We start from the raw sequence: 24,594 nt of genomic DNA, 5'->3' as shown, positions 1-24,594 counted from the left end.
GAATACAGCAATCTGAAACACATTTTTTGCTAAATCGATACTAATAAGCCTATATTTCATGTTGGTCACCTTTATCCTTGATTCTGTCAAAAGTTAATCATGGCACATTGCGATGCCGAGATAGAGGTGACCATCTCATCACACACCATCTATAAAAAGACCCCCAATGTTTTTAGTCAACAATTGGGGGTCATAACAAGTTTATAGTGCTCGGGTCACTTAGAGTTTAAAGCGCTGGATTTCTTGCTCAAGTTCGTTAGACAACTCAGATAGTTGAGCCGCTTGAGATGCTGCATCGTGCGCTTCGTCAGCGAGTTCGTTAGAAACATCGCGGATACCGACGGTATTACGAGTAATTTCAGACGTCACAGAAGCTTGCTCTTCCGCAGCAGAAGCGATTTGAGTCGCCATATCGCTGATACGTTCAACCGCCGTTTGAATTTGTGTCAAACTCACCGCAGCAGAGTTTGCATCGCTCACACTGGTATCGGCTAGTTGGCGGCTGTCTCCCATAATACCGACGGCTTTACCTGTCGTGTTTTGCAAAGTTTCAATCATTTGCTGAATCTCTTTGGTCGACGCATGTGTACGCTGGCTCAACACTCGAACTTCATCGGCAACCACCGCAAAACCACGACCTTGTTCACCAGCACGCGCCGCTTCGATTGCTGCGTTCAATGCTAATAAGTTGGTTTGCTCTGCAATGTCTTGAATCGTCGACAAGATGGTACTGATACTGTGTCCGTGTTGCTCCAGTTCCTGAATGACTTCTGTCGCTACACTCACTTCTGTGGCTAGATTTTGAATAGAGCCTTGAGTTTGAACGACTTGCTCGCCACCGTGGATACAAGCTGTTACAGCCTCGCTAGAGTTTTGCGCTGTGTGATCTGCATTACCAGCGATCTCTTGGGTTGCGGCTGCCATCTCATTGATCGCGGTCGCGACCATGTTGATTTCATCTTGTTGTAGTCGGATACGAGCACTGCGTTCTTCAGCTTGCATCGCCGTCTGCTTAGACTGTTCTGAAAGTGAAGCGGAAACCACGCTTAGCTTAGATACCATCGCATGCATGTTTCCAACAAAGATGTTGAAGTTATTTGCTAACTGCCCCACTTCATCATCGCTGCGTGGTTCAAGACGTTGAGTCAAGTCGCCTTCACCCGACGCGATCTCTTCTAGCGCTTTTGAAACACGCACCAAATCGTTGAACAAGTAACTAACTAGCCATGAAACAAGTACAATCACAATTAAGGTGATAACCACAGCCGTGATGATCAAACTTTGTAGCAGCTCAGCCAGTGCCGCTTCTTCCGTTGCACGGTCCATCTCAATCGCAAAGATCCACTGAGTGTCTGGCACCTTAGTAAAGAAGTAGAGCTTCTCTTGACCGTTACGCTCAAATGTTGCTACTGAACCTGTATTGGCATGCTTTTCGATCTCACGCAAAGTTAGTTGTTTAGAAAGAGTGTTCGTTGGCTTTAAAGAGAGTGATTTGTCAGGGTGAGCTAAGAATGTGCCATCTTGAGCATCAATCAACATTGCGTATGCGTTCTTACCGGCATCCAAGTTGATGACGTCATTAATTAACTGGTCGATAAGTACATCAGCACCAACCACTCCAACAAACTGTCCATTGGCACGAATTGGTTCAGCGATTGTTACTAGTAACGCATTGGTGATTGCGTCGGTGTAAGCTGTGGTAATGATCTGTTTGCCCGCATTACTCGCATCGATATACCAAGGACGAACGCGTGGGTCGTAATCTGCACGATTACGTTCAGGGTGTGAGCGGTACATCCCACCTTCTGGCGTACCAAGGAAAATGTCATCAAAACCGCCCGCTTTGCGTGCTTGCTGCAGGAACGGAACCACATCGGCTTCACGGCTGTAGTCGTTGAATGCACTGGCAATATCTTTACGGATCGATATCCAGTCCGAAACGCCTGCAGATGCCGCATTTGCTAAGCTTGTTGCACGTGCATTGACACCATTACGTGTTTGTTTTGATAGTTGATCGGCGGATAGCCACGTCAAAGCGCTTGCCATCAGCACAACGGCGATTAAACTCGCGCCGATGAGTTTTTGTTTTAAGGATAGTTTCATGGTTTCTATACAATTAGTGGAACAGACAGGAAGGGAATTTTATCGGCAATTTCTTACATTTGCACCAATTAATGTCAGTATCTTGACTTAAGATAACGTATTGTTATCCCGATATTTTAATAAACGTATGACGGTATTTTTTTGCGCATGTCATCACCACAGCACTCTATACCCACTTTTGACATCAATTTGTCAACTATTGTATGAGTAATTGATTAAACTCTGCGGCAGAAATGGGCTTGGAAAAAAGGTAACCCTGATACTGATGACATTTTTCCCGACGCAGTAATTCGAGTTGCTCGTTGACTTCTACCCCTTCGGCAATCACCGTTTTGTTTAGGTTGTGTCCCATTTGGATTATGGTTCGAACAATCATATGGTCGGTGACGTCTTCTACGCAGTCATCAATAAACGACTTATCGATCTTGACCACATCGATAGGTAGATGTTTTAGATAGTTCAATGAAGAATACGCCACCCCAAAATCATCAATGGCTATCGTGACCCCTAGGTCTTGAAGTTTTTTACAAGTCTGAGCAACTTGGGAATGCTTATCCATCATTGCGGTTTCGGTGATTTCAATCTGCAAACAATTGGCTGGCAACTTGTGTTTCTCTAGCTGTTCCATGATGTAAGGAAAGATATCGTCATGAGCAAACTGAACGCTAGAAACATTGATAGAAATAGGAATTAGCGAGCCCTTATCGAGCCAAGCCTTAGCCTGAATAATGGCTTGTTCGAAAACCCATCGGCCGATTGGGATGATTTGCGCGGTTCGCTCCGCAACACCAATAAAATCATTGGGTGCCACAAGCCCTAAATCTGGATGCTGCCAGCGGATCAAGGCTTCCGCACCGACGATCTTATCGCTTTCTAAATCGACTTTTGGCTGATAGACAAGGAACAATTGCTGGTTATCAATCGCGCCTTTGAGTTCTATTTCAATCTGATGCGCACGAATCGTCTCATCCATCAATTCATCATCGTACCATTGGACACCAATCGATTCGTTCTGCTTGCCTCGAGCAACAGCTGCATCGACGTTTTTACCCCATACTTTGATGTTATTTTGCGCATCACTTAGCAGAGCACATCCTCCTCTGTATCTCAGTCTGTGCGAAGTGTTGTGGATCTTACACACTGTGTCATGATGCGCCTCAAGTCGATCAATAAGTTTATTCACTTCATAGAGTTCGCCATTCTGGCAGGCAACCAAGATAATCAGTTCATCACCGCCTAAGCGAAATAGTTTTCCGTGTCCACCTACAAGTCTTTTAATGTGACAAGCGAATTGATACAGTAATTCATCACCATAACCGTAGCCCAAATCGTCATTCACTTTCTTTAAGTTGTTCAAGCCGACCTGAATCGCTGCATAGTCCATCTGATCACTGGCACTAAGGTCACTCACCGCTTGGAAAAAGGACTTACGATTAGGCAGATTGGTCAAATAGTCAGTCAAACTTGCCCGCTTATACAACCGTGATTGCTTTTTCGCTTTTTGCTGATAGAAGGTCATCACTGTGGCAAATATCGTAATAAAGAGTACTTCAATTGCATCTTCGACGAACTCGTCAAACTCTTCAGTAGGAAGATCAATAAGGTAGCTGCCTATCAGCCCAAGTCCCACCGCGATTGGCCACAGTGAACCTGGAAACAAGATGATGTAGCAGAGGGGTAAGACAAGTAAGCTTTCTTCAATGGCATCCATCTCTAAAGGTTCGATAATCGAACCTCCGAAGATAAAGAATAAAGAGGCCAAACTTGCAATAATTTTAATTCGCCTACGAGGTGAAAAGTAAGCGACTAACATAGCAATAGGAAACGCAGTGTAAAGCAGACGAATAGACTTATGTTCAGAGATAAGTGTATAGGTTATTAGGGCAACAGAAATAAAGAAAAAAGCTGTTACACCATATTGGACTACTCGATTGAAATGCTTCAACTGCACTCAACCCTCCTTACTAAAAATGCCTGCAAATAAGCCTATAAATGACCAAGAAGCATACAGTATGCACAATCATTAAATGGAACGCAATACCATTAAATGATTATACTACTAACCTAAAGCATAGTCGAAAATGTTCCTATGACCTCTATCACCTTAAATAAAAAAGGCAAAAAAAATGCCAGACTTTCGTCTGGCATTCCTCATTAATTAGATTATTACTTTAGCTTAGGCTTCAGTATCATCACTTTTTTGGTCTGCCTCTGGTGCTTCTGATGATACAGTTTGTTCACCTTCAACACCCTCTTCACCTTCTGGAAGTTCAGCTTCTTCAACTTCGTCAATTCGCTGTAGACCAACAACGCTTTCATCAGCTGAAGTACGGATGAGCGTGACACCTTGAGTGTTACGACCCACTTGGCTTACTTCCGCTACGCGTGTACGAACCAAGGTTCCAGCGTCGGTGATCATCATCATCTCGTCGCCTTCCTCTACCTGAACCGCACCAACCACTGGGCCGTTACGTTCAGAAACCTTGATTGAAACTACACCTTGTGTTGCGCGTCCTTTGATTGGGTACTCTGCAAGTTCAGTACGCTTACCAAAACCGTTTTGAGTCACAGTCAGAATGTCACCCTCGTTAGAAGGAACAATTAGCGATACTACTTGATCGTCATCGGCCAGTTTCATACCACGAACACCTGCCGCTGTACGTCCCATTGCACGTACTTTATCTTCACTAAAGCGAACAACTTTACCCGCTTTAGAGAACAGCATGATGTCACTTTGACCGTCTGTAATGTCAACACCGATCAAAGAGTCATCTTCACGTAGATTAACCGCAATCAGACCGTTTGAACGAACGTTTGCAAACTGATCCAGTGACGTTTTCTTAACTGTACCGTCGCCAGTCGCCATAAAGATAAACTTATCGGCACTGAACTCAGAGACTGGCAGAATCGCTGTAATACGCTCACCTTCTTCCAGTGGAAGAATGTTGACGATTGGTTTACCACGTGCAGTACGACTTGCTAGCGGTAGTTGGTACACTTTCAGGCGGTATGTCTTACCGCGAGTAGAGAAACATAGGATGTTGTCGTGGGTATTCGCCACTAGAAGACGTTCAATGTAGTCTTCTTCTTTCATCTTAGTTGCGCTCTTACCTTTACCACCACGACGCTGAGCTTCGTAATCGCTTAGGATTTGGTATTTAACGTAACCTTCGTGAGAAAGTGTTACTACTACGTCTTCACGAGCAATCAGCTCTTCCATGTCGATATCATGGCTTGCGGCAGTAATTTCTGTACGACGAACATCGCCAAACGCATCACGAACAGATTCAAGTTCTTCACGGATCACTTCCATCAAGCGTTCTGTGCTTGCAAGGATGTGCATCAGTTCAGCAATCTCTTCTAGAAGTTGCTTGTATTCATCAAGAATTTTCTCGTGCTCAAGACCTGTTAGTTTGTGTAGACGTAGGTCTAGAATTGCTTGTGCTTGAGTTTCTGTCAGGAAGTACAGGCCATCACGGATACCGTATTGAGCTTCTAGCCAATCTGGACGAGCAGCGTCAGTACCAGCGCGCTCTAGCATCGCCGCCACATTACCCAAATCCCAGCCGCGAGCAACCAAGCCTGCTTTAGCTTCAGCTGGCGTTGGTGCGTTACGGATAAGGTCGATGATTTCATCGATGTTCGCTAACGCTAGTGCTAAACCTTCTAGGATATGTGCACGGTCGCGCGCTTTACGTAGTTCGTAGATAGTACGACGAGTCACAACTTCACGACGGTGATCAACGAAGCACTTCAACATATCTTTCAGGTTGAATAGCTGAGGTTGACCATTGTTCAGTGCAACCATGTTGATGCCGAACGTTGTCTGCAACTGAGTTTGAGCGTACAGGTTGTTTAGAACCACTTCGCCTACTGCATCGCGCTTACATTCGATAACAATGCGCATACCGTCTTTATCAGACTCGTCGCGCAGTGCACTGATGCCTTCTACTTTCTTATCTTTTACAAGCTCCGCAATCTTTTCAATCAAGCGAGCTTTGTTTACCTGATAAGGGATCTCGGTAACAATGATGGTCTCTTTACCATTTTTTTCTGTCTCGATTTCCGCTTTAGAACGCATGTAGATTTTGCCACGGCCAGTCTTGTAGGCATCAACGATACCTTTGCGACCGCTAATTAGCGCCGCTGTAGGGAAGTCCGGGCCTGGAATGTAATCCATCAGCTCATCAATAGTGATTTGTTCATTATTGATGTACGCAAGACAGCCATCAATCACTTCACCAAGGTTATGTGGTGGAATGTTGGTTGCCATACCTACCGCGATACCAGAAGCACCGTTTACCAGCAGGTTAGGAATTTTTGTAGGTAGAACAGCTGGAATTTGTTCAGTACCGTCGTAGTTTGGTACATAGTCCACTGTCTCTTTATCTAGGTCTGCGAGAAGTTCGTGGGCGATTTTGGCCATGCGAACTTCGGTGTAACGCATTGCCGCCGCTGAGTCACCATCGATCGAACCGAAGTTACCTTGACCGTCGACTAGCATGTAACGGAGCGAAAACGGCTGTGCCATACGTACGATAGTATCGTACACAGCGCTATCACCATGTGGGTGATATTTACCGATTACGTCGCCAACAACACGGGCAGATTTTTTGTATGGTTTATTCCAATCGTTACCAAGTACATTCATCGCGAACAAAACGCGGCGGTGTACAGGCTTTAGGCCATCACGCACATCTGGAAGAGCACGACCAACGATAACTGACATCGCATAGTCTAGGTATGAACCTCGAAGCTCATCTTCAATGTTTACGGGCGTGATCTCTTTCGCTAGATCGCTCATAGAGCCATTATCCCTCTATTTATAGATCGTATGTACAATACGCTTAAGGTGCAAAAATATAACATACAATTCAGTGGTTCGGCATTACTTTCCCTCTCCTTTTATCAGGTTGTGAGGTTGGTTGTGAATCAAACGTCGAGAAATTGCACACTGATCTTATATCTTGCTGATTAGTGGCTACATTTTGTTCAATAGTCGATAAAAGTGCCCCCTCCTTGTGGAGTGTTATCATTTAAAGGGTATAATGCCCCATTCAAGGAAGCTGGTTAATTAATAGAGTTGTTATGACCCAATCACAAAACGTCGATCCAAATGAAATTAAGAAGTTTGAGGATATGGCCTCACGCTGGTGGGATTTGGAGGGCGAATTTAAGCCACTGCACCAAATCAACCCATTACGTTTAGACTATGTTCTTGACAAGGCTGACGGCTTATTTGGAAAAACCGTACTCGATGTCGGTTGTGGCGGCGGTATTCTTGCTGAAAGCATGGCAAAGCAAGGTGCCGTGGTGACTGGTCTAGATATGGGTAAAGAGCCCCTTGAAGTTGCTCGCCTTCATGCCCTTGAAACAGGAATTAAGCTCACTTACATCCAGAGTACCATCGAAGATCACGCTGTCGACAATGCAGGTAAGTACGATGTTGTGACCTGTATGGAGATGCTAGAACATGTTCCTGATCCTCAGTCAGTCATTCGCTCATGTGCAGCACTTGTAAAGCCTGGTGGTCATGTTTTCTTCTCTACTCTCAACCGTAACGTTAAGTCGTATCTGTTTGCGATTGTGGGCGCAGAGAAGCTGCTTAAAATCGTTCCTGAAGGAACTCATGACCACGAGAAGTTTATTCGTCCCGCTGAACTGATTAAGATGGTCGATCACACCGATTTGACCGAAATGGCGATAACTGGTCTGCACTACAACCCTCTTACCGACACCTATAAACTAGGTCGAAATGTTGACGTGAACTACATCGTCCACACTCAAAAGTTTTAGCCAATTTCACCTGACTAAAGACAAGGTTATGTTTAAGGCGGTAGCACAAGCTTACCGCCTTTTTTAGTTCTTTTTTAACCTATTTTTGTCGATCTGATTCCAATTTAATCAACTCAATAATCGCACTCAAAATTGAGTAAAGATCAAGGGATTTTTTTTTGTTTATGGTTACTTCTAAACCGATCCTCAAAGTGCAGTTTTACACAATCTTTGCTGCTCTAACTTCATCGGTTAGTAGACACTTACTGTTTTTTTCATTTTTGTTAGTTATCCACAAGTCATCCAAGATCTGCAACTTGAAATACAGTGGGGATAGCACTATCTTGTAATCCGCACCTCGGTGCACCCCTATATGTTGTGTTTGTACTACAATATATAGATAGACTTTGATCACAAAGCCGGAACGAATTTTACAAGAATTACACAAAAATCCGGCTTTAATCAGTTTTGTTAGGGAAATGAAGCAGAATGAACCAACAACTTACCGTTACAAAGCGTAACGGACGCAAAGAAAGTATTGATCTTGAAAAGATCCATCGCGTTATTACCTGGGCTGCAGAAGGTCTAGATAACGTCTCTGTATCTCAAGTAGAACTGCGCGCTCACATTCAGTTCTATGACGGTATTACAACCTCTGATATTCATGAAACTATCATCAAATCAGCGGCTGACTTAATCTCAGAAGAGACGCCTGACTACCAATACCTTGCTGCTCGATTAGCTGTATTCCACCTGCGTAAAAAAGCGTACGGTCAGTATGAGCCACCAACGTTATATGATCATGTATCTCATCTTGTTGAAATGGGCAAATACGACAAGCACATTCTGGTAGACTACACCAAAGCAGAGCTGGATGAGCTAGATGATTACCTAGACCACAAACGTGACCTAGACTTTTCATACGCTGCTGTTAAACAGCTAGAAGGTAAGTACTTTGTACAGAACCGCGTATCAGGTCAGATCTACGAAAGTGCTCAGTTCCTATACATTCTTGTTGCGGCTTGTTTGTTTGCTAAGTATCCAAAAGAGACTCGTCTTGATTACATCAAGCGTTTCTATGATGCGACTTCAACATTCAACATTTCTCTACCTACACCAATTATGTCTGGTGTACGTACTCCTACTCGTCAGTTTAGTTCATGTGTACTGATCGAGTGTGGTGATAGCTTAGATTCTATCAATGCGACGGCGAGCTCTATCGTTCGTTACGTATCACAACGTGCTGGTATCGGTATCAACGCAGGTCGTATCCGCGCTCTAGGTTCAGAGATCCGTGGTGGCGAAGCATTCCACACTGGTTGTATCCCGTTCTACAAGTATTTTCAAACTGCGGTGAAATGTTGTTCTCAGGGCGGCGTTCGTGGCGGTGCAGCGACCGTATTTTACCCACTATGGCACGGTGAATCTCAAGCACTTATGGTCCTGAAAAATAACCGTGGTGTAGAAGAAAACCGTGTTCGTCATATGGACTACGGCGTTCAGTTGAACCGTTTGATGTACCAACGTCTGGTTGAGGGTGGCAACATCACGCTATTCTCGCCTTCTGACGTTCCTGGACTTTACGACGCGTTCTTCCAGAACCAAGATGAGTTTGAGCGCCTATACGTTCAATATGAAAATGATCCATCAATCAAAAAAGAGACCGTAAAAGCAATTGAGATGTTCTCTATCTTGATGCAAGAGCGTGCCTCTACAGGTCGTATCTACATTCAGAACGTTGACCACTGTAATACTCACAGCCCATTTGACGCTGAAGTTGCACCAGTCCGTCAGTCTAACCTGTGTCTTGAGATTGCACTGCCGACCAAACCGTTAACCAACGTTGAAGATGACTCAGGCGAAATCGCACTGTGTACTCTGTCTGCATTTAACTTGGGTTCAATTAAGTCGCTCGACGATTTTGAAGAGCTGTCAGATCTTGTTGTTCGCGCTCTTGACGCACTGCTTGATTACCAAGACTACCCTCTTCCAGCGGCGTACAAATCTACTATGAACCGTCGTACTCTAGGTGTGGGCGTTATCAACTACGCCTACTACCTTGCTAAGAATGGCGTGAAATACTCTGATGGCAGCGCAAACGGCCTAACTCACCGTACATTTGAAGCGATTCAATACTACTTGTTGAAAGCATCAGTAGCACTAGCAAAAGAGCAAGGTAAGTGTCCTCTATTCGGAGAGACAAACTACGCGAAAGGTCTACTTCCTATCGACACTTACAAGAAAGACGTGGATAAGATCTGTGATGAGCCGCTGCACTATGACTGGGATGGCCTACGCCAAGAGATCATGACACATGGTCTGCGTAACTCTACCTTAACAGCATTGATGCCTTCTGAGACCTCTTCTCAGATTTCTAACGCGACTAACGGCATTGAGCCGCCACGTGGCTATGTATCAGTGAAAGCGTCTAAAGATGGTATCTTGAAGCAAGTTGTTCCCGAGTTCACTGAGTACAAAAACAACTACGAGCTACTGTGGAATATTGGTTCGAACGAAGGTTACTTGCACCTAGTTGGTATCATGCAGAAGTTTGTTGACCAAGCTATCTCTGCAAACACTAACTACGACCCAACGCGTTTCGAAAGCGGTAAAGTACCAATGAAGAAACTGCTGCAAGATCTTCTTACTGCGTATAAGTTCGGTGTTAAGACGCTTTACTACCATAACACACGTGATGGTGCGAGCGACGACCAGAAGGACGCTGTACAACCACAAGATGACGATTGCGCAGGCGGCGGTTGTAAGATTTAATCCCTGGCCCACTCTCAGTGGCTAAGGCATAACAAATTATTCGCCCCTCTTGTAACGAGGGGCATAAAAGGAATTGAGGCATCATGGCTTACAGTACTTTTAACCGAAACAAAAATGACCAGCTAAAAGAACCAATGTTCTTAGGTCAGTCAGTCAACGTAGCACGCTACGACCAACAGAAATTTGAGATTTTCGAAAAGCTGATTGAAAAGCAGCTTTCATTTTTCTGGCGTCCAGAAGAAGTTGACGTATCTAGCGACCGTATCGATTACAACAAGCTACCAGAGCATGAAAAACACATTTTCATCTCTAACCTAAAATACCAAACCTTGCTTGATTCTATTCAAGGTCGTAGCCCAAACGTTGCACTACTTCCCCTTGTGTCACTACCAGAAGTAGAAACGTGGATCGAGACTTGGTCTTTCTCTGAAACGATTCACTCTCGTTCATACACGCACATCATCCGTAACATCGTGAACGATCCTGGTTTGGTGTTTGACGATATCGTAGAGAACGAGCATATCCTAAAACGTGCTGAAGACATTTCTCACTACTACGATGATCTGATTAAGATGACCAATGACTACCACCGCTATGGCGAAGGTACTCATCAGGTTAACGGTGAAGAGATCACCATTAAACTGCATGACCTGAAGAAGAAACTATATGTTTGTCTAATGTCGGTTAATGCATTAGAAGCCATTCGTTTCTACGTAAGTTTTGCTTGTTCATTCGCATTTGCTGAACGTGAGCTTATGGAAGGTAACGCTAAAATCATCAAGCTAATTGCTCGTGATGAAGCACTTCACTTAACCGGTACGCAGCATATGATCAACCTACTGCGCAACGGTCAGGATGACTTCTCATTCATGCAAATCGCTGAAGAGTGTAAGCAAGAGTGTTTCGATCTGTTCAAAGCAGCAGCAGAGCAAGAGAAAGAGTGGGCGGAATACCTATTCAAAGATGGCTCGATGATCGGTCTGAACAAAGACATTCTTTGCCAATACGTTGAATACATCACTAACATCCGTATGCAGGCAGTCGGTCTTGATGCGGCTTACCCTGAAGCGACATCTAACCCGATTCCTTGGATCAATGCATGGTTATCTTCAGACAACGTGCAGGTTGCGCCGCAAGAAGCAGAAATCTCATCTTACCTTGTCGGTCAGATCGACAGTGATGTTCGCGCGGACGACTTCAAGGACTTTGAACTGTAATGCCCAATATCAAAATTAACGCCCTCACTGCTATCCAGTCTCACCCATCAAATACCATTTTGGAAACGATGGAGAACGCTGGGTTAGAGCCAGAATATAACTGTCGAGATGGTCATTGTGGCGCTTGCCGCTGCACCCTGGTTTCTGGAGAAGTGGAATACGTTGGTTTTGCAATGGCTTACACGCAAGAGAAAGAGATTTTGCCGTGTATCTGTAAAGCGAAGTCAGACATCGAGATTGAGGGTGTCAACTACGTACTAAAAGAGAAGCGCGCATAACAACTTGCACTGTTCTAACCACAAACGGCCGATATCATTATGATGTCGGCCGTTTTATTTTGTGTTCTTCAGCTTAACGGATTAACCTTTTGTTACAAGAAGACTCGTCTCATCCATTAGTCGTAAATTTTCTGGATTTAGTCGTAGGAATAAGGTCTGATCACAGCGTTTAGAAAAACATATTCCATTACATCTCTAACTCGCTGTGTCAGTCACAAAACCCTACCACTCACTGATCAGAAGCCAAAATTCTATTCTCTAGACCTTTTGAATGACAACGCCAATGTGAATAACTATTCACCAAAATAGTGAGGTGAAAACTAAACTAATTTTGTGGTTGTACCTGAGATTTAAGCTCGCGACAAAAACTGATCGGCTGTCACCATAGAGACAGACTTGTCTGCAATCTCCCTGCCATCGTCATCGAACAACGATAGGTGATAGCCAAGGCTATCTTCGCCTCGCTTCTCTTTCGGAGCTTGCAGCCATAATGAGATCATATCTTGACGACCATCCCTAACCGCCTCACCCAAAAGGACTTTTTGGCTTGCAACCTGATACCACACAATGATTTTTGATTGACCAAACATGCGAACCTCCTTGAACAGTTTGCAAATCGAATAGTCAGTTTAAAGGTTATTGTGAAGAATGCACGTTGCAAAAGTAAGACAAGTTTCTGTTCTATTGAAAATCATCGCGTTAAGCATTATATGATTTTTGCATAAGAAAATAATATGAGACGACATGAGTAATAAGAAACATATTCATTCACTTATTACAGAACAGCAGTCTGAGCCAGTTTGACAAAACTGGCTCGCTCTTCTAGCTGAATAACTATGCTTTGAGGACGCTTCGTGGAACGAACATTTCCTTTTCTCTAGTTAGAGAACTGTAGGAAACGAACATCGGCTTAGCGCTTAGGTAACGACGTAACATATCTGCCGCCACTGTGGTGATAACGAGAACTTGCTCATCGCGACTGTAATTACGATTCAAGGTCAAGGTTTGCCCCCACTCCCCTTCCGGCGCCGCAATCGCCACGGAAAAGGTTTTGTCGGATACCTTACCTGTCACAATCGCCAGATCCGTTGCACATTTATCTTTGGTCGCACCTGCAAGGGCAAAGGCCGCCGCCAATGGATCATCATTCGCATCTCCAACAGCAACACGCTCACCTAACACCCAACCATGACCACAGTATTGGGCTGCTTGGGAGTCTGAGTGCAAACATTGAGACAACGCACCAAAGGTTGACTGCTCAGCGGTCGATATCGAGTACTGTTTCTCTTGAATGAGGAAAGCAAGATGTTCTGGCATCGACTCATCGACACTCACGACATTACTTTCAATCAAGTTGAAAATGATTTGTAGCAGCTTGACGCGATTATCCAAATCGTTCTTTGGACCAAACAGTTTCACTTCGATGTATGGAAGGTATGAACGATAGCCAAGCGTGTACCCTTGAGGCAACTGAACTTTATCAAGTTTATCGGACAGCGCAGACTCTGAGGTGCCAAATGTGTAGAGTTTACTGCACTCGAGACCCGCAATATCGGGATGAACTTGCTTCATATCCGGTAGGATCTGTTGATCGACCATTAACTTGAATTCACTCGGTACCCCAGGAGTGAAATAAAAATCACAGTTATTGAAAGTAACTTTAAACCCGCAAGCCGTCCCAATCGGGTTATCGAGTAGAACGGAATCTTTTGGCAACATGGCTTGTTTGCGATTACTTTCTGGCATAGTGACACCACGAGCAGCAAAAAAACGCTCTAGTTTTTCCAACCATTCAGGATACAGCACCAACTCTGTTTCGGCGGCTTCTGCGGCTGCCTGAGCACTTAAATCATCGCTAGTTGGCCCCAAACCACCATTTACAATGACAATGTCGCTATTGAAACTGAGCATCATAAGCTCTTCCACTAGCGCAGACATTTCATCGCCAACCGTTGAACGTTTGGTCAGACTGTAACCATTTTCGAAAAATCGACGTGACAACCACGCAGCATTGGAATCAACAATATCTCCGTGAAGAACTTCTTCCCCAGTGCTTAGCATTGCGATTTTTAACATCATTTATCCTTTGTGGGAAACCTCTCACGTTCGTGAGTTTAACTTATAAATACTATTCTCATAGTCCTAAAATCGAACCAATTACTTATTTAGGACAATTACGGGTTTCTATTCCGCTAAGTTTATAAGATAATTGTGAACCTGATCATTAAAATAATAACGATGGAGTTTTCTGTGTTCAAAAAAAGCATTGCTGCTTTAATGTTGTCAGCGTCTGCTTGCGCCAACGCTAATGTTTATGAATCAAATCAACACATTGAGTTTTCGTATACAGTAGATCAAGCTGAGACCGACACGTTCTACAATCACTCCTATCAATATCAATCTAAAGATCCTTATTGGTTAAGTTTGACCGAAAATGATCTCAAACTTGAAGATCAGGGGCTGCCAAAATATCTCACGCCTTCAAGCGAAAAAGATTGGGACTACCTTATGGGTCAGACTTACACCATCTTAGGTTTAAGCGTTGCAACTGTCGGCTTGATGACACTACTTCCAGAATCTATCACAAAGTGGGATGAAGAAGATCGTGACTTAAGTGGCCTTGGTAAAAAATGGAAAGATAACGTCACTGATGGCCCAGTTTGGGACCGTGATGAACATTTCCTCAACTACATCATGCACCCATATTTTGGGGGTGTTTACTACACCGCAGCTCGCCATGCTGGATTCAATGAATTTGAGTCGTTCCTTTACTCTGCCACTATGTCGACATTCTTCTGGGAATACGGCGTCGAGGCCTTCGCAGAGATCCCGTCATGGCAAGATATCTTCATTACTCCGTTCTTTGGTGCGGTTGTTGGTGAAATGATGTTCGAAGCAGAACAAGATATCGTAGCTTCTGGTGGCGAAGTCATGGGTTCTGATACCATGGGTGGCATTACCCTATTCTTCCTCAACCCTGTTGGCCATATTCATGGCTGGGTCAGTGACGCATGGGGCGGCAGCGCTGAGTTCCAGTACAGCAGCAAACCTTGGTTTGGTAACCAAGATGCAGCTAAGTTCGCCATGGATGCGGGTGCAAGCTACGATGATGTTTTCTACGGCGTAGAAATGAAAATCACCTTCTAAATACCTCTCAATCCTATGAAAAAGCGACGTCTCCACGTCGCTTTTTTTGTGCTCGCTACGTGATATTAGTAATGCCAACAATAGATTAGGTTTAAAAGTTGACCCAAGTCAAACCTAACATTTGCCACAATCCTAAACTGAATTTAGGCAGTCATCCTCCTATAGGTTTGGACCGATGAATCTTGCCTGTATCAACGCTAGGAGGCCCACTATGCAAAGCACATTTATCGTTAATTTCGTCGGTAAAGCAACACCTGCGACAATTAAGCAGTTAGCCGCAATCACCCATGAGAATGGTGGTAAGTGGTTAATCAGCAAAGTTAATTTTATTGAGGATCAAGTTGCTGCGGTAATAAAAGTTGAGCTGCCTACTGAGAATACCGAGGTGGTCAAAGATGCTTTCAATGGTCACCCAGATTTACTGGTACAAATAACGGAATCCGATCAGGCCAATCATCACGTTGATACCATCTACCAATTAAGACTCGATTCCAACGATCGAGCGGGTATTGTCAATGAGATCACTCATGTACTTGATGGCCAAGGTATTAATATTCTAGATATGGATTGTCAACGCGTATTTATCGCTGGTGGTGGCGGTGTCAGTTCAAGTCTATTTACCGCAAATATGGCAATAAGATTACCAAAAGAACTGGACATCAAAGATGTCGCTAATGAACTGGAGTCTCTCAGTGAAGATACTCGCGTCTTAGTTGAAAGCTAAGGCAGTTTGTTAAATAAAGAGAGCGCCAATGTCGCTCTCTTTTTCGTTGCTAGTCGAAGTCAGTCAATCTTATTTCACTGACCATTGAGACAATGAACGTTTAAAGTCTGAGTAGTCGAACTCGTTCAGCTTTTCGATCGAACCATTAGAGCGTTCACAGTAAACCGAAGGCATGCGAAGCCCGTTAAACCAGTTGAGTTTAACCATGGTATAACCTGCACTGTCCAAAATGTGCAGACGCTGACCAATCTTTAGTGGTTGTTCGAAGTTAGCAACACAGAATTGGTCGCCAGCCAGACAAGAACAAGAACCAATTACGTACTCGTGCTCACCGTTCTCTGATGCTTCAAGAATCGATGCTGGCTCATTGTAAATAAGCGTATCCAAACGGTGTGCTTCTGTCGCCGAATCAACAATAGCCGTTTTCTTTACGTTCTCAACAATATCAACCACAGTCACAACAAGATCAGTGGTTTTAGTGATGATTGCTTCACCCGGCTCTAGATACATTTGAACGCCGTGTTTTTGCGCAAACGCCTTTAGCGCCAAACCTAGTTTTTCGATATCGTAGCCAGGCCAAGTGAAGAACACACCACCACCCATGCTTACCCAATCAAGTTTGTCGAGGTATTCGCCAAACTGCTCTGAGATAGCATCAAGCAAGCCGATAAATGCGTCCACATCTTTGTTCTCACAGTTCATGTGGAACATCACGCCATCAATTTCGTCAAAAATTTGCGGCTCAATGTGATCGGCTTGAACACCTAAGCGCGAAAACTGACGCGCAGGGTTAGCAAGGTCTTGTCCTGCATAGCTCACACCTGGATTCAAACGTAATCCTAGTGATGCTTTGCCCTCAACAATGTGACGGTAGGCTGCCAACTGGCTTTGAGAGTTGAAGATCATCTTGTCACAGATATCCGCAACTTCACGTACGTCTTCTTCACTGTATCCGACGCTATAAGCGTGTGTTTCGCCACCAAATGTTTCGTAGCCAAGCTTAACCTCAAACGGGCCTGAGCTTGTTGTACCATCAAGATACGGCTTAATGATGTCAAACACCCCCCAAGTTGAGAAACATTTCAGCGCCAGCACCAGCTTAACGCCTGAAATCTCTTTAAGCTGTTTCGCTTTCTCGAGGTTTTCAACCAACTTATCTTCATTGATCATAAAGTAAGGGGTTTTAAGTTCGTTATGTTGCATTCTAATACCTTGAGTAGGTTCACTCTAAAATCGAATAAAGCCGATGCAAAGCATCGGCTTAAATTTTATCTGTCAGTCGTTCAGGCCGATTACTTCAGCTTATGGATAACAGGCTGACCAACTTCCAGTTCCTGAACATGCCAATCTAGGCCGATTTCTGGCATTGTTTCTAGGAACGGATCTGGGTCAAGCTGTTCCATGTTGAACACGCCTTTGTCCGCCCACTTACCGCGGAAGAATTGAAGCGCAGCAGTGATTGCAGGAACACCCGTTGTGTAAGAAATCGCTTGGTGTTCTACATCTTCATATGCAACTTCATGGTCCGCATTGTTGTAGATGAAGACACTGCGCTCTTTGCCGTCTTTCTTACCCTGAACCCAAGTACCGATACAGGTTTTACCTGTGTAACCCGGTGCAAGGGAAGTAGGGTCTGGCAGTAGTGCTTTTAGAACATGAAGAGGCTGTACAACAGTACCGTCATGCAGTGTTAATGGCTCTGGACTCAGTAGACCAATATCACGCATACAGTTGAAGTAGTTTAGGTATCTGTCACCAAAGCCCATCCAGAACTCAATACGTTTTGCTGGAATGAACTCTTGCATTGAACGAACTTCGTCGTGCGCCATTGAGTAAACTTTATGCTTACCTACAAGTGGGAAGTCAAATTCAAGCATACGTGAGTGACACGGTACTTGCTTCCACTCTTCGTTTTCCCAGTAGAATGAGTCGCCTTGGATTTCAAGCATGTTTGTTTCTGGGTCAAAGTTTGTCGCAAACTTCTTACCATGGTCACCTGCGTTTACGTCCATCACGTCAATCGTGTCGATTTCATCGAACAGATGCTTAACTGCATACGCTGCAAATACTGATACCACACCTGGATCGAAACCTGCGCCAAGAATACCTGTGATACCCGCTTGTTCGAACTTCTCACGGTAACCCCATTGCCAGTCGTACGCTTGAGGAACTTGCTGACCTTCTGAGCACAAGTCTACAGCAACTGAGGTATCTAGGTAGCTAACTTTAGTTTGGTAACATGCTTCCATAATCTTGATGTTGACCCACGGAGGACCAGCGTTAATAACAAGATCAGGTTTAACGTCGTTGATCAGTGCAACCAACGCATCCACGTCATCTGCATTCACTGCGCGAGATTCTAGCTTTTTAGAAGGATCTTTGAGGTTGTTCTTCTTTTGAATAGACTCAATGATTTTTTCACATTTACCGACTGTGCGCGAAGCGATGGTAATATCACCTAGAACATCGTTATTTTGTGCCGCTTTGTGAGCAACAACCCATCCGACACCACCTGCACCAATTTGTAGAATAGCCATAGTATTTGTTACCTTTATTTTGCTAGCTCAATCGCCAGTGTATTGATTTTGTTCAGTAAAGATTCGAAGTCAGAAATCTTTAAACATGGATTTAAAATTGTAAACTTCAGTGCCGATTTACCATCAACCATAGTCTCACCTAGCACCGCTATTCCGCGGACTAAAGCCTCTAGTCTTACGACTTTATTCAGCTCATCGAGATCAGTGGCGTTTGGATTCACCGCACGGAACAGCACCGTAGAAAGAGAAGGCTGAGCCAGTAACTCAAACCCTTCATGTACGTCAACAAGTTCAGCAACACGCTGAGTTTGTTCAATAACGTGATCATACATTTCTCCCAGGGCATCTGGACCGACACTCTGCATTGTCATGAACACTTTTAACGCATCAAAACGCTTGGTCGTCGCGATTGACTTATCGACCAGATTCGGTAGCTCATCATGTTCGCGATTCAGATAATCAGCATGGTGAAGTAGGAATCGGAAGTTAGCTTTGTCTTTAAGGAGAATCGCACCACAACTGATTGTTTGATAGAACAACTTGTGGAAATCAACGCTAACAGAATCTGCACGCTCAATACCCGCTAGACGGTCTTTGTGGCTGCTTAAGATCAGCGCACCACCATAAGCACTGTCAACGTGGAACCACATCTGGTTTTGCTGTGCGAGATCGGCAATTGCCGCTAGGTCATCAATGGCGCCATGATCGGTTGTCCCCGCTGTACCCACGACCGCGAAAGGAATCAGGCCTTGACCCAGCAGAGCCTCAACTTCTGCCTGTAACGCTGCCACTTTCATCGTGCCATTTGGATTGGCATCAACGCAGCATACCGCGCCTTCACCGAGCCCAAGCAGAGATGCGGACTTCTGTACTGTGAAGTGAGACTTTTTCGAACACAGAATGCGAAGCTTTGAGGCGTAATCAGGTAAGCCTTGCTTTTGCACTGAGTGAGAGTTCAGTCTATCCGCTACCCAGTCACGCGCTAGCAACAAACCCATTAAGTTACTTTGCGTACCACCACTAGTGAATACACCGTCTGCTTTTGAACCTAGGTCATACTTGCTGCACATCCAGTCTACGACTTTTTGCTCAACATAAGTGGCTGCTGACGATTGATCCCAAGAATCCATTGATTGGTTTAGCGCCGCGATCATCGCTTCCGCGATTACCGATGGCATCAATGGTGGCGTATGTAGATGAGCAATACAGTCTGGATGCTGAACAATGATTGAGTTTTTCGCGACTAATTCCGCCGTTTCACCAATAATGTCTGCAAGTGGCGCGTTTCTGTTATCTAGGTCAACAGAGTTGATCGCTTGCTCCAATAGCTTTGGTTCTAGACCAGAGTATGGCGCGTCAACTTGTTCAAACACGGCTTTCATCGCTGAAGTCGCGTGGTTCATCATTTTGGCAAACTCACGACCGCCTGCTTCACCAGTTTGGATAAAGTGCTGTTTCCAGCTCTCATTCGCCTGCTCAGGGGACACTGGGTTGCCGCCAGCAACAAGAATCGCTTCTTCAATCACACGTAACGCAAAATCGATTTGCTCGAAAGAGATAATCAGAGGAGGAAGGAAACGGATAACCGAACCGTCACGCCCACCTTTTTCTACCATCAGACCACGCTCTAGCGCTGCACGCTGAATCTTCAGTGTCAGTTGACCATCAGATACCGGCTCACCGAATTTATTCAGTTCACTGCCTGGCTTACGGATCTCAACACCTAGCATCAAGCCTTTGCCACGCACTTCTGCGATACAATCTACTCGCTTTTGAATGCCTTCAAGACCAAGACGCAGATATTGACCTGCGATGTTGGCATGCTCAACTAAGTTATCACGTTGGATAATTTCTAGTGCTTTGGCACCCGATACCATCGCAAGTTGGTTACCGCGGAAAGTCCCTGTGTGTTCACCTGGTTTCCATGTGTCGTGCTGCTTGTTGATAACCAGCAACGACATAGGCATACCGCCACCAATCGCCTTTGATAAACACAGTACATCAGGAATGATACCCGCTTCTTCAAACGCGAAGTTGTAGCCAGTTTTACCAACACCACACTGAATTTCGTCAAAAATTAGTAGGATACCGTGTTCATCACAGATACGACGTAACTCACGTAACCAAAAAGCAGGCGCAGGAATGACCCCACCCTCACCCTGCACTGGTTCTACAATGATGGCGGCTGGCTTCATAATGCCCGCTTCATCATCGTTTAGCAGACGTTCGATATACCGGATACTTGCTTTAGCGCCTTCATCACCACCCAATCCAAACGGACAGCGTAGGCTGTAAGGGAAAGGCATAAAGTGAACATCAGACATCAAACCGGTACGACGAGCCTTGGTACCCAAGTTACCCATCATGCCCATGGTTCCGTTAGTCATACCATGGTATGCACCTCGGAAAGCGAACATGGTATTACGACCAGTAGTCTGCTTAGCTAATTTGATCGCAGCTTCAACGGCGTCAGCGCCCGAAGGACCACAAAACTGAATAACACAGTTGTCGCCTAATTGCTGAGGAAGAAAGTGCTTAACACTCTTAATGAATTTTGTTTTGGCTTCCGTTGCAATATCAAGAGTCTGATATGGCAAACCGCTGTCAAGTTCATCCTTAAGTGCTTGGTTGATCTCTGGATGGTTATAGCCCAATGCCAACGTACCAGCACCAGCCAAACAGTCTAGAAATAGCTGTCCGCGGGTATCTTCAACAAGCACACCGTAGGCTTGCTTGATTGCGATAGGTAGACGACGAGGGTAAGAGCGTACGGCAGATTCGTGCTGCTCTTGATCAATCAGTACTTGGTCTGGCGTCAAATCGTAGATGCCATTCAATACTGGAATTTGTGTAGAAAAAGGGGTTGCGATATCGGTGTTCATCACTGCGTTATCGACTTCAAAGGCTGTGCTCATGATCTAATCCCTTGAAATGTAATTATCCCTCAGCAGAACAATGTCTGAATTGAGGGTAAAGCAAGCCGTTCCGCGATCGAAATAAATAACGCGTACGACAATTCGCTCCATCATTACGATGGACTACATAGAAGAAAATTTAGATCAAGGTTCAGTAATGCAACTGTCTTGTAAAACAGGGCATTGCGGTAGAACTAAGCTGATTAGTGTAGTTTTGTTTAGTGGATTCAATGTTGGGTTTCCCATTCACATGTCTTCAGCGACATAAGTATCCCGTCTATCGACAAAAGGGTTTGTCGATACCTACCCTACGTGATGTTCACTCAGCCCGAATGCCATCACGCGTATCCCCCAGAATATCGAATTACGACTCATCTCCGAGATTGCCGCGAAAATTAACATAATTCGAATTCATCTGGCAATATTTTTTGACCTGCACTTTTGAAATAATGACTCAATTATCAAAAAGGCCAACCGTTTGGCTGGCCATTTTATTGGTTAATTATACTGCATCTGTTTTCAATACTTGAGCCAATAATTCCAACTCATTGGTGATCGCATTGTTCTCGATGAAACCTGCCTCTTCAAAGGCTGTGGTCATTCCCTCTAACACTATGGTTTGCTCTCGTCCCTCATCTGACACGGTCATAACAATGTCATCACCGTCTATTTCAGTGCTGATGGAATCGATAAGATCACCCAGCAGTACGCTGTCATCTTGTTCCAAAATACCGCGTAAATCGATCAAATCACTACCGAGCTCAAAGTTGTCAACAACATCGGTTCCGTTATCTAAGGTACCATCGAGCCAAGTGAACACGTTGTCCTCGCTATCACCGAGCATCATTTGATTACCCAAATCGGCATTCATTTCATCTCCTTGAGCTGCGGAAAGCACTTCATACTCTGGAGATTCCGATACATCAATGGTCACGGTTGATTCGTTACTCACTGCTAAATCTGAATCGACAGCCACATAGTCAAAAGTGATGTCTTCAGTGATATCTTGTGTACCTGACAAGTAACGTAACTCCCAGTTGCCCCCTGTCGAACTTAGTTCCATCTGAACAATTGGGTTATCTGGAGAGGAGTAACTAAATTCGTAAAGAATTTGCTCGTTACCCACGTCACCCTCATCTTTATGGTATTGCTCTACATGAGTCGTACCATCGGCAAACGTATATGTAACCTCGACATAGACATTACTGTTGGCGACAAATGAGCCCCCCATACCATCTAAGCCAAAGGTCACCACACCGAGAGGGTTGTTGCTAAGATCAACGATTAATTTTTCCTCTTTATTCATACCACTACCATCGGTATCACCGATACCCCAACCAACATGGGCAGGGCCGCCGGTGTATTGTTTGAGCGGTTTATCGTTGTTGTCGACAATCGATATGCCGATGGTATTGCCATTCTCTAAAGTGATTAGACGTTCGGTATCACTGACCCACTCACCCCAGTTATAGAAGCCATCTTCGTCAAGAACAATATTCTCTGGGTCGCCGCTATACCCCATTTCAAATGGCTCGCCCGGTCCTGGGACAAAAGTAAAGTTGCTAGGATCAAATAACTTAGCAGGGTCAATATCATTACCTAATACGTGAAGATCTGCTTCAGTAATCACTCTGGTTTCACCAAAGTCATCGGTATAGAGCAAGGTGCCGTATTGTGGCAAAGAGGTGATCATCACGTTGAGCTCAACACCATTAAAGTCATCATCTTCATCTGAAATGTGGTCGAGTAGTTCGTCATCAGAGTCGAATATAATCGGCACAATGATCGCTTCACCCGCATCAACGTTAAAGTCTTCGGTAACTGGTAGTTCGTTAACGTTAAGCTCCGTTAGGTCAACCACGACTTCCGTAGTGAGTTCACCATCTGACGCCACCACCGTAATAGAGTGCTCGTTAGAAAGTAATTCAAAGTTATTGGTAAACGCGGCCACCCCTGCTGCGGTGAGGGAGATTTCGCCGGTAGCACTGTCGATTTCAAACAAGTCTTGGCCTGCAAGCTGAACATTCGAACTGATGCTGTAGCTCACCACATCACCCGCATCTTCATCGGTGGCGGTCACGGTACCTATCACATAGGCGTCAGAAGAATTTTCGTTGTAGGTGAACGAATAACCACCTTCAGGTTGATCAAACTCAGGTGCTTCATTGACATCCAACTCATTTAAAGTAACTAAAACTTGGGAGATGTTAGTACCATCGCTGGCCTGTACAACAAGGTTGTGGCTATTTAAGCTACCTTCATCTTCAAAATCATTGGTGAAGGCGGCAGCCCCTGCTTCCGTCAGTGATATTTCCCCTGTATCCGAATCAATGGCAAAGTAATCGGCTAGTGGGTCACCATCTTCAAACACCAAAGAATATGTGACACTGTCACCCTCAAGATCCGTCGCAGAAACGGTTCCGATTACCGTACCTGGTTCTGAGTTTTCATCATAAGAGAAATCGTAACTCTCTGCGTCAAACACTGGCGCTTCAAGTTCAATAACAAGCTGTGCCGCAACAATATCCAACAAGGCAAGACTTTGCGTTTCCGACAAACCTTGAGACTCCAATCCTGAAGTATCAAATTGAGTCTCTGCTAATGTTTCTGCACCAGTACGGTCGATATCTCCCGAGCCAGTGAGGCTTGAGCCATCCTGTCCTCCGGCGGCGGTCGCGAAATCGTCGTTCTGAGTTGGGTCGACACCTTGCTCAATTTGCTCAATAATCGAAGCGATTTCATTATCTAGGTTGAGATCGAGGTTTCCCCCTTCTCCGATTAACTGTGCCTCTATCCCAGTCGGTGAATCAGCATTGGCTGTAGCGTCTTGTCCCAAGACTACTATCACTTCACCGGGTGCCGGAACTTCGCCTGGCAACAACTCTCGGACATCACCATTTACGTCAATCAAAACAGTTGTGCTGGCAAGCATAAACGGCGCTAAGCTCTTCGCATTCATAAGCAGGTTCCCCATACAAACGGTATGCGCTCCCCCCCTCTCCACCAGTGTGAAGATACAAATTACGCATACCTCTACACCTTAAAAACTAGCCCCTAAGCTACTGACAATCTAGTTAATAGCAACAAAGTGCTAACGAAAGTTACTAAGTCATTAATATTAGGTCT

At 44.7% G+C, this 24,594-nt stretch carries 15 protein-coding genes; 6 read left to right on the top strand and 9 right to left on the bottom strand.

From position 1 onward, the window contains the following. Positions 1–219 precede the first annotated feature (219 nt). The 3 genes from QTN95_RS08695 to gyrA form a co-directional block, all read right to left on the bottom strand. Positions 220–2,103 carry a methyl-accepting chemotaxis protein gene (locus tag QTN95_RS08695; protein WP_331417187.1) on the bottom strand — a complete coding sequence of 628 codons (1,884 nt, stop codon included), beginning with the start codon at positions 2,101–2,103 and terminating at the stop codon, positions 220–222. Positions 2,104–2,299: 196 nt separating this feature from the next. Further along, on the bottom strand, positions 2,300–4,054 hold the full coding sequence (locus QTN95_RS08690; RefSeq protein WP_331417186.1) for a putative bifunctional diguanylate cyclase/phosphodiesterase: 1,755 nt from the start codon (positions 4,052–4,054) through the stop codon (positions 2,300–2,302). A 225-nt stretch (positions 4,055–4,279) separates the two neighbouring features. Further along, a complete protein-coding gene (gene gyrA, locus QTN95_RS08685) occupies positions 4,280–6,907 on the bottom strand; it encodes a DNA topoisomerase (ATP-hydrolyzing) subunit A (RefSeq protein WP_331417185.1) in 2,628 nt (875 codons plus the stop codon). 284 nt (positions 6,908–7,191) lie between these two features. On the opposite strand from gyrA, the gene ubiG reads away from it, so the two are divergent. The 4 genes from ubiG to yfaE all read left to right on the top strand — a co-directional run bounded on the left by ubiG (position 7,192) and on the right by yfaE (position 12,145). Continuing rightward, on the top strand, positions 7,192–7,899 hold the full coding sequence (ubiG, locus tag QTN95_RS08680) for a bifunctional 2-polyprenyl-6-hydroxyphenol methylase/3-demethylubiquinol 3-O-methyltransferase UbiG (protein WP_331417184.1): 708 nt from the start codon (positions 7,192–7,194) through the stop codon (positions 7,897–7,899). A gap of 468 nt (positions 7,900–8,367) precedes the next feature. Next, positions 8,368–10,650 (top strand): class 1a ribonucleoside-diphosphate reductase subunit alpha, encoded by a 2,283-nt coding sequence (nrdA, locus tag QTN95_RS08675; protein WP_331417183.1) that lies wholly within the window; start codon positions 8,368–8,370, stop codon positions 10,648–10,650. An 83-nt stretch (positions 10,651–10,733) separates the two neighbouring features. Further along, a complete protein-coding gene (nrdB, locus tag QTN95_RS08670; RefSeq protein ID WP_331417182.1) occupies positions 10,734–11,867 on the top strand; it encodes a class Ia ribonucleoside-diphosphate reductase subunit beta in 1,134 nt (377 codons plus the stop codon). Next, positions 11,867–12,145 carry a class I ribonucleotide reductase maintenance protein YfaE gene (yfaE, locus tag QTN95_RS08665; RefSeq protein ID WP_331417181.1) on the top strand — a complete coding sequence of 93 codons (279 nt, stop codon included), beginning with the start codon at positions 11,867–11,869 and terminating at the stop codon, positions 12,143–12,145. Before nrdB ends, yfaE begins: the two co-directional genes overlap by 1 nt. A gap of 350 nt (positions 12,146–12,495) precedes the next feature. Here the strand turns inward: yfaE and QTN95_RS08660 are convergent, their stop codons facing one another. After that, the gene (locus QTN95_RS08660) at positions 12,496–12,735 is read right to left on the bottom strand and encodes a 30S ribosomal protein S6 modification protein (RefSeq protein ID WP_138971984.1); all 240 of its coding nucleotides are present in this window, start codon (positions 12,733–12,735) and stop codon (positions 12,496–12,498) included. 244 nt (positions 12,736–12,979) lie between these two features. After that, the gene (locus tag QTN95_RS08655; RefSeq protein WP_331417188.1) at positions 12,980–14,221 is read right to left on the bottom strand and encodes a CinA family nicotinamide mononucleotide deamidase-related protein; all 1,242 of its coding nucleotides are present in this window, start codon (positions 14,219–14,221) and stop codon (positions 12,980–12,982) included. 174 nt (positions 14,222–14,395) lie between these two features. Between QTN95_RS08655 and QTN95_RS08650 the strand changes: the two genes are divergently transcribed. Further along, complete coding sequence (locus QTN95_RS08650; protein WP_331417180.1) at positions 14,396–15,292, top strand: DUF3943 domain-containing protein; 897 nt, start codon at positions 14,396–14,398, stop codon at positions 15,290–15,292. A gap of 211 nt (positions 15,293–15,503) precedes the next feature. After that, the gene (locus QTN95_RS08645) at positions 15,504–16,016 is read left to right on the top strand and encodes a glycine cleavage system protein R (protein WP_331417179.1); all 513 of its coding nucleotides are present in this window, start codon (positions 15,504–15,506) and stop codon (positions 16,014–16,016) included. Positions 16,017–16,085: 69 nt separating this feature from the next. On the opposite strand, the gene nspC is transcribed toward QTN95_RS08645, so the two are convergent. The 4 genes from nspC to QTN95_RS08625 form a co-directional block, all read right to left on the bottom strand. Beyond that, positions 16,086–17,219: a carboxynorspermidine decarboxylase gene (gene nspC / locus QTN95_RS08640; RefSeq protein WP_331417178.1), complete on the bottom strand. Its 1,134-nt coding sequence runs from the start codon at positions 17,217–17,219 to the stop codon at positions 16,086–16,088. Between the two features lie 89 nt (positions 17,220–17,308). Further along, a complete protein-coding gene (locus tag QTN95_RS08635; protein WP_331417177.1) occupies positions 17,309–18,553 on the bottom strand; it encodes a carboxynorspermidine synthase in 1,245 nt (414 codons plus the stop codon). A gap of 14 nt (positions 18,554–18,567) precedes the next feature. Further along, complete coding sequence (locus QTN95_RS08630; protein WP_331417176.1) at positions 18,568–21,468, bottom strand: pyridoxal phosphate-dependent class III aminotransferase; 2,901 nt, start codon at positions 21,466–21,468, stop codon at positions 18,568–18,570. Positions 21,469–21,970: 502 nt separating this feature from the next. Next, positions 21,971–24,427, bottom strand: coding sequence for a cadherin repeat domain-containing protein (locus QTN95_RS08625; RefSeq protein ID WP_331417175.1), 2,457 nt, complete (start codon positions 24,425–24,427; stop codon positions 21,971–21,973). Positions 24,428–24,594: the final 167 nt, after the last annotated feature.

It is taken from the genome of Vibrio sp. M260112 (assembly GCF_036533775.1).
GTDB lineage: Bacteria > Pseudomonadota > Gammaproteobacteria > Enterobacterales > Vibrionaceae > Vibrio.
The sequence above is the reverse complement of the archived record's forward strand: the minus strand, read 5'-3'. Positions and strand labels throughout refer to the sequence as shown.

Excerpts from the sequence above, each read along its gene's own strand:
- QTN95_RS08625 (WP_331417175.1), bottom strand. The coding sequence starts at position 24,427 with ATGAATGCGAAGAGCTTAGCGCCGTTTATGCTTGCCAGCACAACTGTT.
- yfaE (WP_331417181.1), top strand. The coding sequence starts at position 11,867 with ATGCCCAATATCAAAATTAACGCCCTCACTGCTATCCAGTCTCACCCA.
- ubiG (WP_331417184.1), top strand. The coding sequence starts at position 7,192 with ATGACCCAATCACAAAACGTCGATCCAAATGAAATTAAGAAGTTTGAG.
- QTN95_RS08635 (WP_331417177.1), bottom strand. The coding sequence starts at position 18,553 with ATGGCTATTCTACAAATTGGTGCAGGTGGTGTCGGATGGGTTGTTGCT.
- nrdA (WP_331417183.1), top strand. The coding sequence starts at position 8,368 with ATGAACCAACAACTTACCGTTACAAAGCGTAACGGACGCAAAGAAAGT.
- gyrA (WP_331417185.1), bottom strand. The coding sequence starts at position 6,907 with ATGAGCGATCTAGCGAAAGAGATCACGCCCGTAAACATTGAAGATGAG.
- QTN95_RS08660 (WP_138971984.1), bottom strand. The coding sequence starts at position 12,735 with ATGTTTGGTCAATCAAAAATCATTGTGTGGTATCAGGTTGCAAGCCAA.
- nspC (WP_331417178.1), bottom strand. The coding sequence starts at position 17,219 with ATGCAACATAACGAACTTAAAACCCCTTACTTTATGATCAATGAAGAT.
- QTN95_RS08645 (WP_331417179.1), top strand. The coding sequence starts at position 15,504 with ATGCAAAGCACATTTATCGTTAATTTCGTCGGTAAAGCAACACCTGCG.
- QTN95_RS08655 (WP_331417188.1), bottom strand. The coding sequence starts at position 14,221 with ATGTTAAAAATCGCAATGCTAAGCACTGGGGAAGAAGTTCTTCACGGA.
- nrdB (WP_331417182.1), top strand. The coding sequence starts at position 10,734 with ATGGCTTACAGTACTTTTAACCGAAACAAAAATGACCAGCTAAAAGAA.
- QTN95_RS08630 (WP_331417176.1), bottom strand. The coding sequence starts at position 21,468 with ATGAGCACAGCCTTTGAAGTCGATAACGCAGTGATGAACACCGATATC.
- QTN95_RS08695 (WP_331417187.1), bottom strand. The coding sequence starts at position 2,103 with ATGAAACTATCCTTAAAACAAAAACTCATCGGCGCGAGTTTAATCGCC.